11 protein-coding genes and 1 tRNA gene are annotated in these 9751 nt (G+C 64.3%); 4 read left to right on the top strand and 8 right to left on the bottom strand.

Features of this window, described 5'->3' with window-relative positions; genetic code table 11:
• The first annotated feature begins 388 nt into the window (after positions 1 to 388).
• The gene (locus tag J1M86_RS00565) at positions 389 to 1102 is read left to right on the top strand and encodes a hypothetical protein (protein ID WP_206508298.1); all 714 of its coding nucleotides are present in this window, start codon (positions 389 to 391) and stop codon (positions 1100 to 1102) included.
• A 20-nt stretch (positions 1103 to 1122) separates the two neighbouring features.
• On the opposite strand, the gene J1M86_RS00560 is transcribed toward J1M86_RS00565, so the two are convergent.
• On the bottom strand, positions 1123 to 1890 hold the full coding sequence (locus J1M86_RS00560) for a TetR/AcrR family transcriptional regulator (protein WP_206508296.1): 768 nt from the start codon (positions 1888 to 1890) through the stop codon (positions 1123 to 1125).
• A gap of 73 nt (positions 1891 to 1963) precedes the next feature.
• Between J1M86_RS00560 and J1M86_RS00555 the strand changes: the two genes are divergently transcribed.
• Positions 1964 to 2045 (top strand) — tRNA-Leu (locus J1M86_RS00555).
• Positions 2046 to 2078: 33 nt separating this feature from the next.
• Here J1M86_RS00555 and J1M86_RS00550 read toward each other — a convergent pair.
• From J1M86_RS00550 to J1M86_RS00540, 3 genes are all read right to left on the bottom strand, one after another.
• On the bottom strand, positions 2079 to 3692 hold the full coding sequence (locus J1M86_RS00550; RefSeq protein ID WP_241259385.1) for an ABC transporter permease: 1614 nt from the start codon (positions 3690 to 3692) through the stop codon (positions 2079 to 2081).
• A gap of 11 nt (positions 3693 to 3703) precedes the next feature.
• On the bottom strand, positions 3704 to 4618 hold the full coding sequence (locus J1M86_RS00545; protein ID WP_075839833.1) for an ABC transporter ATP-binding protein: 915 nt from the start codon (positions 4616 to 4618) through the stop codon (positions 3704 to 3706).
• 90 nt (positions 4619 to 4708) lie between these two features.
• On the bottom strand, positions 4709 to 5671 hold the full coding sequence (locus tag J1M86_RS00540; RefSeq protein ID WP_206508294.1) for a hypothetical protein: 963 nt from the start codon (positions 5669 to 5671) through the stop codon (positions 4709 to 4711).
• A gap of 171 nt (positions 5672 to 5842) precedes the next feature.
• On the opposite strand from J1M86_RS00540, the gene J1M86_RS00535 reads away from it, so the two are divergent.
• Positions 5843 to 6244 (top strand): transcriptional regulator, encoded by a 402-nt coding sequence (locus J1M86_RS00535; RefSeq protein ID WP_206508292.1) that lies wholly within the window; start codon positions 5843 to 5845, stop codon positions 6242 to 6244.
• A gap of 17 nt (positions 6245 to 6261) precedes the next feature.
• On the top strand, positions 6262 to 6612 hold the full coding sequence (locus tag J1M86_RS00530; protein ID WP_075839862.1) for a DUF3817 domain-containing protein: 351 nt from the start codon (positions 6262 to 6264) through the stop codon (positions 6610 to 6612).
• 1 nt (position 6613) lies between these two features.
• Here the strand turns inward: J1M86_RS00530 and J1M86_RS00525 are convergent, their stop codons facing one another.
• The 4 genes from J1M86_RS00525 to J1M86_RS00510 form a co-directional block, all read right to left on the bottom strand.
• Positions 6614 to 7447, bottom strand: a complete 834-nt coding sequence (locus J1M86_RS00525; RefSeq protein WP_307786489.1) for an alpha/beta fold hydrolase — start codon at positions 7445 to 7447, stop codon at positions 6614 to 6616.
• A 13-nt stretch (positions 7448 to 7460) separates the two neighbouring features.
• On the bottom strand, positions 7461 to 8072 hold the full coding sequence (gene rdgB / locus J1M86_RS00520) for an RdgB/HAM1 family non-canonical purine NTP pyrophosphatase (protein WP_206508291.1): 612 nt from the start codon (positions 8070 to 8072) through the stop codon (positions 7461 to 7463).
• Positions 8065 to 8853: a ribonuclease PH gene (gene rph / locus J1M86_RS00515; protein WP_206508290.1), complete on the bottom strand. Its 789-nt coding sequence runs from the start codon at positions 8851 to 8853 to the stop codon at positions 8065 to 8067. The genes rdgB and rph overlap by 8 nt, the downstream gene beginning before the upstream one ends.
• A gap of 134 nt (positions 8854 to 8987) precedes the next feature.
• Positions 8988 to 9746 carry a cyclic nucleotide-degrading phosphodiesterase gene (locus J1M86_RS00510; protein ID WP_187346785.1) on the bottom strand — a complete coding sequence of 253 codons (759 nt, stop codon included), beginning with the start codon at positions 9744 to 9746 and terminating at the stop codon, positions 8988 to 8990.
• Between the last annotated feature and the right edge of the window lie 5 nt (positions 9747 to 9751).

The following is a 9751-nucleotide window of genomic DNA, read 5'->3' as shown; positions in this document are numbered from 1 at the left end:
CGCCTCGAGGGGTGAGGGTTCGTCGGCGACGCCGTCGTCTCGGCGTAGTGGAGCGAAATCGTGGAGCTCGGACGTCGTCGGCGACGTGTGCTCTATCCGCGTGACACCAGGTTGACACAGAATCATGAGGAAATCCTCACGTTTCATTTGATGTCCTACTGCTACCCGCGAGTAGCCCGCCCAGCAGCGATTTTTCGACACCGTGTCGAACTCGCCGGTAACAAACATCGGTGCTGGCAGCGACGCAATTTGCCGCGGCAAAACATGAGGATTTCCTCGCGTCTATCGTTATCATTTCGTTATGTGATGCTGGCCACAGATGCAGTCTCAAAGACTGTCGGTGGCTCGACGTAGCTTGACCCCGACACATCGAACTCGGGGGGATTTCATGTATTCGTCAGTTACACACATCTTTTCGCAACACGACCACGATGCGGTCCGTTTCCACATCGAAGACACTGCGGCACTGACTGTTTCGCCGTTCTGGACACCGGGGTGGCCGGACGAGCTCGAAATCGCGCTACTCGACGCCGTCTTCACCGCGCGAGCTCCCTACGGAGGTCCCGGCAACGGGGTACGCCGAGTCCTCTCCCGCTGGCGCGCATATCGCTCGCTGGAGCTCCACCGACGAGAGCACTTGGACGACATCGGTGCGCTCGCGAATTTCCAGACATGCCCCGAGGACCTCGCCGAGATTCTCGGGAACCGGCAACGCGTGTCCGGTAACTCCACCACCAAGGCAGACGCGGCGGCCCGCGCAGCAGCGACACTGATTTCGCTCGGTGTGCGCACGGCCGCCGACCTCGATGACCACGGCGATCGGCGTCGGGCCGTCACAGCCATCACCGGTGTCGGCTCCAAAACGTGGGAATGCGCCCTCTTCCTCGTCGGCAGACGCACGCCCGACGCCATCCGCTATCTGGTTGCCTTCATCTCGGATGCGGTGGGCCGGGAAGTGGACCTGAGCGAGGCGTCGGGACTGTTGGGCGCTGCGGCCGCGACGCTCGGGAGCGAGACTGTGGTGCTCGAACACGCCGCGTGGCGCTATCGACGCCGCTTCCCGCTTCCCCCGCTACCGGTTCCGCTCTCCGAGGTCGGCTGATCGCCCGAACCGGGGCTGTCTCAGGACGGATGCTTGTCGATGAGCGCGGCCACCCCGTCCAGGATGCGTGCCACGCCGAACTCGTACTCGTGCACGGGGTCGCTCGCTGCGTCGTACGAGGTCGACGCAGCGGTCCCGACGCGCCCCGACACCGGGTATCGATCACGGTCCATCACCTGTTCGAGGATCGGTGCGGTGGCGGCCCACCACTGCGCGTCCGTCATACCGGACTCGTCACGGCTGCGCTCGAACACGGTCAGCGCCCTGGCCGTCCCGGCGACGTGAGTGAGTACCAAGGTGAGCACCGAGTCCATCTCGATATCGGTCAGCCCTACGCCGTCGAGGACGCGGAGTTCCGCCTCGTACTTGTCGTTGGTGTGCGGTCCCAGCACGGCGCGCGCCCGCTGCACATCGAGCAACCACGGGTGCCGCCGGTAGAGCTGCCAGTTGCGCTCGGCCACGAACTCCAGGCCGTCGCGCCAGCCTTCGGAGGAGGCAGCCGGTTCGTCGACGCTCGAATACAGCGAGTCCACGGCACTGTCGATCATGAGGTCCGCCAGCTCGTCACGACCGGGCACGTGGGTGTAGAGCGACATCGCGCCGACACCGAGCTTGTCCGCCACGCGCCGCATCGACACCGCGTCCACGCCCTCGGCATCGGCGATCTCGATCGCTGCCGACACGATCGCGTCCACACTCAACCCAGTACGGCTCGGTTTGCTACCGACACGCCACAACAGTTCGAGTGTGCGTGTCGGATCGAATCCGGAATCGTTCTTGCTCGCCACCGTTGGCACAGTACGCCGTACGCGCAGCGGCTGCGGTCACCAGCTAGCGACGTTGTAGACTTGCCCCGCACTCGCGCGAGTGGCGGAAATGGCAGACGCGCTGGATTTAGGTTCCAGTGTCTTAGGACGTGGGGGTTCAAGTCCCCCCTCGCGCACACCTTGTCGAGGGATCAATGCAGGACAGCAGTTCAATACCCCAGATCGCGGCGTCGGCACCCGACGAAGGCGATGCCTGACAGGCCGGCCGCGACCGCCAGCAGGATCAGCCCCTGCCCCAGATCGAATGGTTCCAGTGGCACCTGCGCGGTGTACCGCAGGGGTGAAGCCCGATCGAACCACTCGGGTAGATCGAACGCGTCGGCAAACATGACGGCGACCGCTACATAGCCGAAAAAGAGCCACGCCACTGCAGCTGCCCGACGCGCAACGCCGACGACCACGGCCGTTGCCGCCACGATTACCCACACTGCGGGGACGTACGCCAGTGCCGACGCTGCCAGGCGCACGGCCTGCAGCGGATCACCGATAGTCACCCCGTACGCCAGGCCGTCGCCGAACCCGCCTGCAACCAATACCAGCGCACTGCCTGCCATCGCCACCACGAGGTACCCGGTGAGCCAACGCACGCGCCCGACCGGTGCTGCCAGGATCATCTCCGCCCGTCCGGCCGCCTCCTCGGTCCGAGCCCGCAGCACACAGCTCACCCCACATGCGGCGGCCAGTAGAGCAATGATCGACAGCGTGAGCGAGTGGTACGAGTCGACGGCGTCGCTCGCGTCCGGCAGATAGGCAGCGAGTTCAGGATTGTCCGCCAGAAACTGTTCGATGCTGTCCGCGAAGGAGCCATAGGCACTTCCGAGAACGAAAACCCCGATACACCAACCGAATACAGTGGCGCGTTGCACACGCCACACCAAACCGACCGGCGAGCTCAGCAGGCGAGAGGCCGTACCGCGGCCCGCCCGGTACCGAAAGACTCCAGCACCGAAGTCGCGTCGCTCAGCGAGGATGAACGCCACGGCGACGAGCATCGCCGACATCACGACATACAACAGCAGTGGCCACCAGCGATCGTCTACGAAGGGATAGGTACGTTGCCCCCACCCGATAGGCGAGGCCCAGGCCACCGCGTCGTTGCCCACATCGCCGACCGCGCGCAGGATGTACGCCACTGCGATCAGTGCACTGACGGCTGCGTAGACGCCGCGGGGATTCTGGTACATCTGTGCGGCGACGGTGGTGGCCGCTGCAACAGTCATGCCGAAGCCGGCGATTGCCAGTCCGAACAGCACCGAACCTTCGATTGCCAGCCCGGTCACCACCGATGTGACAGTCAGGACCACCGCGACGACGATGTTCGCGAGCACGGCGATACCGAGAGCAGCGAGTACAGGAGCGCGGCGCCCCACCCTCATCGACCTGATCAACTCGGTTCGTCCGGCTTCTTCGTCGGATCGCGTGTTCCTACCGATCAAGAACATATTCATCAGTGCGACGACAATGGCGAGATAGGCGAAGATCTCGAAGAGCACCTCACCGCCGATTGTCTCCAGCAGTCGCGTCGGCCCGCCCATCGCAACCAGTGCCGCGTTCGCACTCATGGTGGACCGCAACTGGGCCAATTTCTCGGGCGAATCGTAGAAGTTCTGACTGCTCGTGGACTGCAGCGCCATCAAGGCAGCCATCCCTGCCAGCCACCAAGGCAGTATCCAGCGCTCGCGACGTAGTGAGAAACGAACAAGCGAGGTGAAGCCCGCTGAGCGAGGAAAGGCCGTCTCCGTGGTGACGATGTCGCTGCTCACGGCGACCCCACTCACGATGTCCCCGCTACCGAGTGGGAATCGACCTCGTAGTGACGCAGAAAGATGTCCTCCAGTGTCGGCCTACTGCTGCTCATCGCGACGACACCGAGATCGGCGAGCGCACGGAGCACACCGTCGAGTTGCGCCGTCTCGACCGCGAACCGTGCGTGTGTGCCATCCGAGACCAGCTCGTGCACCCCCGGCGTCGACGCAAGTGCAGCGGTGGGGTGCACCGTCTCGACAGTGATCGACGTCGTGCTCAAATGCCGCAATTCGACGAGAGACCCGCTCTCCACCGTACGACCGTTTCGAACGATGCTGACTCGATCGCACAGTGCCTCGACCTCGGCAAGCATGTGACTGGACAACAGCACCGTGCGTCCCTCGCTCACCAGCTCACGAACACACCGTTGAAACTCCGCTTCCTTCAGCGGATCCAGACCCGCTGTCGGTTCGTCGAACAAGAACAGTTCCGCGTCCGATGCCAGCGCGGCAACCAGTGCCACCTTCTGTCGGTTCCCCTTGGAATAGGCGCGAGCTTTCACAGTCGGGTCGAGTTCGAATCGTTCGAGCATCTCGGCGCGTCGAGCAGAATTCACACCACCGCGCAGTCTGGCCAGCAGGTCAATGGTCTCACCACCGGTGATACCCGGCCATAGCGTGACCTCACCCGGCACATAGGCGAGCCGGGCGTGCGCGGCGACCGCGTCCGTCCACGGGTCCAACCCGAGTAACCGGACCGAGCCGGCGTCCGCACGAAGCAACCCCAGCAGGATACGAATCGTCGTCGTTTTCCCCGCGCCGTTGGGCCCGAGGAACCCGTGCACCTCACCAGCGCGAACAGTCAGGTCGAGTGCGTCGAGTGCGACAGTGTGGCCGAAAGACTTCGTCAGCCCGGAAATGTCGATCACAGCGTCGTCGGTCATCACTTGATCGTGACCCAGGGTGCGGCCTGCGGGGAGGGCCGAAAGTCCCTGCGATGCACCTCTGTCACCATGGGAAATCTCGCGTCCCGGCTAGAGCTCCTGGCGGTGGGCGAGGTATTTGCGGACGGTGGTGACAATGTCGTTGGCACACACGAGAATCACAGCGATGGCACCTATACCTATCGCGATATCGAGTGCGGTACCCAGATTGCCGTCGTTACCTCCATATCGACTGGCGATGAATTCCGCCGAGAAGTAGGGCCGGTACACCAGGACGGCGACGGCTGTGGCAACGGCAAGCAGATTTGCCGCAATGGATATCACAGTGACCGGCAGCGTCCAGGCACGCACGATCAATTGCGCGCCTGCCACACACACCCACAACCCAGCAACCACGACTACAGCAGGCAACAGTCCCTCGACCACACCGGCATCGAGGCCCTCCGCGGTTTCGGCGAGAAACGACGGTGCCAGCGCCGGGAAGAAGCACAGCGATACGACCAGCAAGGCGACGGCGAACACAAGATCAGCGATCGCGTCGCCGAGGGCGATCTCGTGCCCGTGCGGAACCGGCGGGAGGTCATCAGGATGCCAATCGCGTAGCACCGCATTCGGGGCGAAACGCTCGATGACCGCGAAGACTACGGTGACCCAGAGGGCGGCGTACATCGCGCCCGCGAAGGCCGACGTGAGCCCCTCTTCGACAATCCTGCCGATTGTCGGCGTCGTGTCGTTGTCGACCAGGATGGGCAGCAGACTCACCCCTCCGAAGAGGATCGCCATCACACGGACAGCAGACCATAGAACACGCACGTACGTGTCATAGAAGCGCGGCCCGATGAGCTGACGCGGCGCGCCGCGGAGTCGGCGCGCCTGATCTTCCGGTGGACCGAATTCGGTGAGAACCTCACGTGTGGAGCGCCCGTAGGATTCGTTCCGGACCCGTTCCCGCAGCTCCTTGTCAGCCTGGTCCCGGCGTGACCTCGGCAAATGCACGAGCACACCGTGAACGTAACGGTCGAGAAGGTCGTTGTCGGATAGCGTGTCGGTCATCTTCACTCCCCGCAACCATTCGATATCAATTCCGGCCACCAGTCGACCAACCCGCCGGATCCGGCGCGAGAGCCGTTGGTCCCCGCCCTGTGGGCCATCGGACCAGTCAGGACTCCCCCCCGGCCCGCACCGAACTACCAGAGGTAGTAGAGACTCGGGTACCTTCGTGGGGTGGCACATTCTCGCTCCGGACGCCGTCCTGCGCTCATCGCGCTGGTCATGCTGTCTGCGGCGGCGTGCCTGGCGCTCGGCTGGTGGCAGTGGGAGCGATTCGAGGCTGTCGGCGGTAACGGTCAGAACCTCGGGTACGCACTGCAGTGGCCACTGTTCGCGGCATTCGTGATCTATGCGTATCGCAAGTTCGTCAAACTCGAAGACGAGGCGGAGTCGCCGGACGCACCCGAGAGTGAAGCCGACAACGTCCTCCGCGAGATCCCCGCCGATCTACTTCCCGCGCGGCCCGCACCCGGCAGCGTGGACGATCGTGTGTCCGCCGAAGAGGCCGACCTCGAGACTCGTCAACTTCTCGAATACAACAGCTATCTCGCTGAGCTCGACCGCTCACGCGAGTGAAGACAGGAGCCCCATACGTGAGCACGGCACCGGAGAAGCCCGCGCAGACCGACCGGACGAAGAAGATCGCGTCCGCTCTGTTGCGCTACCGAGTGCTCGCGTACATCACCGGCATCTGGCTGCTGGTTCTCACCGGGGAAATGGTCGCCAAGTACATCTTCCGGGTCGAGGACGTGCCGAGCTGGATCGCGGTCGTGCACGGCTGGGTTTATCTGATCTACCTCATTTTCACCGTGGACCTGGCCATCAAGGTCCGCTGGCCGCTGGCTCGCACGATCGGAACACTGCTCGCAGGCACCATCCCGTTTCTGTCCTTCGTCGTCGAACACTGGCGCACCACGCAGGTCAAGCGCGACTTCGGCGTCTGAGTCAACAGTTCACGGCGGCCGTGTTCTCGCCGTCTTCGATCTCGCCCTGTAGGGCTGCAAGCACGAGTTGTTGCGCAACCCCGTCGTAGGAAATTCCGGTGTGCTCGACGGTGTTGCCGGGACAGAGATCCTGCAGGACGATGTTGTGAGTGCCTGGCCCCGTCAGAAGCGAGGCCGTGTACGGGACGACCTGGTCGTAGCGGGTGACGATGGTGGTGTAGCGGACCCCGGGCACGGTGTCAGTCGGGACGTTCAGCCGCTCCAGCGCCTCGTCGACCGGTGGCCCCGGCGTCGGATAGTTCGGCGGAGACAACGCCACGATCTGCGACACGTGTTCGCTCCCGCCGAGGAAGCGTACGTAGTACCGCGGGATCGTGCCGCCTTTGGAATGACCCACCAGCGCCACAGTCGAGGCCCCTGTGGCATGCCGGACCTCGTCGACGAACACCGCCAGTTCCGCAGCGCCGTCGGCGATCGAACCGAACCCGCCCACGGGGACACCGGCGAGTTCGCCGTAGTCGATTGCGAACACGCAGTATCCTTCGGCGGCGAGCGCCGGCCCGAGCGATGCCCAGTTGACATAGGAGTTCTCGAGGAAACCGTGCACCAACACGACCGGCTCGGGGTGCGCAGCAGTCGGCGTGCACGTGTAGTCGTTCACGCCGGGCAGCGTGGCCTCGGGATGCACCACGGAGTACAGCGCAGCCTCGGGAAACGAATCCTGTGCAGGTGAGGCAAGCGCCGATGCCCCCGAGCTCAGCAGCAGACAACCCGCCAGCACGGCGCCTGTCAGTACCCGATTCACCGCTGTCCGATTCACCGCTGTCCGATTCACGCTGATCCCGGTCCTATGGTGCCAGCGCGTGTAGGGCCGGAATCAGCGCCTGCAGTGCACGACCACGGTGCGATACGGCGTCCTTTTCCTCCGCGCTCAGCTCCGCTGCAGAACGCCCGTCTCCCTCGGGCACGAACACCGGGTCGTAGCCGAAACCGTTGCTCCCCAATGGAACCCGAGAAACCACGCCCCGCCACTCGCCCCGAACCACCGTCTCCGATCCACCCGGCACCGCGAGAGCGCAGGCGGAGACGAACGCCGCTCCCCTGCGCTCGTCCGGCACGTCACCGAGCTGAGCCAACAGCAGGGAGGTGTTGGCGTCGTCGTCCCCATGGGTTCCGGACCAGCGCGCTGACAACACACCCGGCATCGCGTTGAGCGCATCGACCTCGAGGCCCGAATCATCGGCGACACAGGGCAATCCGGTCGCCGCAGCACCGTCACGTGCTTTGGCCAGCGCATTTTCCTCGAACGTTGCCGCCGTCTCCGGCGCCTCCGGGAACTCGGGAACCTCGTCGAGACCGACGAGCTCGATTCCCGAAATGCCGGCAGAGTCGAGGACCCGTCGCAGTTCGCGCAGTTTCTTCTTGTTCCGACTGGCTACGAGCAGCCGGGTGTCAGCCACCGAACTTCTTCTTCGGTGACTCGGTGGGCGCCGGTTCGGGTAGCACGCCCGGATACGGTTCGGCCAGTGCCGCCTTCTGCACCTCGAACAACTGCTCGATGCCGCCGAGAGCCGAGTCGAGCAGTTTGTCCAGAGTCGAGCGCGGGAACGTCGCACCCTCGCCGGTCCCCTGCACCTCGACCAGCGTGCCGGTGTCGGTCGCGACGACGTTCATGTCGACCTCGGCTCGCGCGTCCTCCTCGTACGGCAGGTCGAGGCGGACCCTGCCGTCGACCACTCCGACACTGACTGCGGCGATACGACACGAAATCGGCTGCGGGTCGGCGAGGCGACCCGCGGCGCGCAAGTAGGTGACGGCGTCGGACAAGGCGACGAATGCACCGGTGATGGCGGCTGTGCGAGTGCCTCCGTCCGCCTGCAGGACGTCACAATCGAGTGCGATGGTGTTCTCGCCGATGGCGGCAAGATCGATGCATGCGCGCAGAGATCGTCCGACGAGCCTGGAGATCTCCTGAGTGCGACCTCCGACCTTGCCCTTGACGGACTCGCGGCCGCTACGAGTGTGCGTGGCGGCGGGCAACATGGCGTACTCGGCAGTGAGCCAGCCCAGCCCGGTTCCTTTGCGCCACCGAGGAACGCCCTCTTCCACGCTCGCCGTGCACATCACCCTGGTATTGCCGAATTCGACCAGAACCGACCCTGCAGGGTTGCTGGTGAAACCTCGAGTTATTGCAATGGTGCGGAGTTCGTCATCCGCTCTTCCGTCTTCTCGTCTGGACACGCAGCCAGCCTATCGAAGTTCATTCCGCAGGCTCCACTCACGGCCCTATCGAAGGTTCATTCCGCAGGCTCCACTCACGGCCCTATCGAAGGTTCATTCGACAGGCTCCACTCACGGCCTACCTGAACATCTCGCTACACGGTGAAGACATCCCCCGGCGACACCGCGTGAACGGGCCCGCTGAATTCGGCTTTGGCTTCGGCGATGACATCCTCACGAGAGGTCCACGGCGGAATATGCGTCAACAACAGCTCGCCGACGCCTGCCTCGCGCGCAAGTTGGCCGGCCTCCGTGCCGGACAGGTGGACCCCTACGGGTCGATCCGGGGAGTGCGTCCAGGAGGCCTCGGCGAGCAGCACGTCAGCGCGGTCTGCGATATCGCGGACAGCCTGACACATTCCGGTATCGCCGGTGTACGCGAAGATCTTGTCCTTGGCGGTGGTGATGCGCATCCCGTATGACTCGGGCGGGTGATAGACCTGGCGAGGGAGAATCGACAGCCGTCCGTGGTGCACCACACGCCCGTCCGTCCATCTCCGCAGATCGAGAGTGTCGGACATGTCGTCGATCTGACCGCCACACTCGGCGGAGGCGACACCGAGCCTGAACGCGGTGTCCTTCGGCCCGTAGACCAGCGCCCGCCCCTCGGGGGGATTCGGATGGTAGCGCCGCCACACCAGCAATCCCGGTACATCGAGGCAGTGATCGGCATGCAGGTGCGTCAGAAAAACGCTCACATCGCCCGGGTCTGCGTAGCGCTGCAGCGCTCCGAGAACGCCGGGGCCGAAGTCCAGCACGAGTGGCGATGTTTCCGACTCGTCGAGGAGATAGCCCGACGCGGGGGAATCGGGCCCGGACACACTGCCCGAACATCCCAGGACGGTAATTCGCATACCGC

This window comes from Rhodococcus sp. KRD197 (genome assembly GCF_017168235.1).
GTDB lineage: Bacteria > Actinomycetota > Actinomycetes > Mycobacteriales > Mycobacteriaceae > Rhodococcoides.
Note: the sequence above shows the minus strand (reverse complement) of the source record. Positions and strands in the feature narration are given on the sequence as shown.

Coding starts and splice junctions, on each gene's coding strand:
- J1M86_RS00545 (WP_075839833.1), bottom strand. CDS start 4,618: ATGACCGACGACGCTGTGATCGACATTTCCGGGCTGACGAAGTCTTTC.
- J1M86_RS00540 (WP_206508294.1), bottom strand. CDS start 5,671: ATGACCGACACGCTATCCGACAACGACCTTCTCGACCGTTACGTTCAC.
- J1M86_RS00510 (WP_187346785.1), bottom strand. CDS start 9,746: ATGCGAATTACCGTCCTGGGATGTTCGGGCAGTGTGTCCGGGCCCGAT.
- J1M86_RS00565 (WP_206508298.1), top strand. CDS start 389: ATGTATTCGTCAGTTACACACATCTTTTCGCAACACGACCACGATGCG.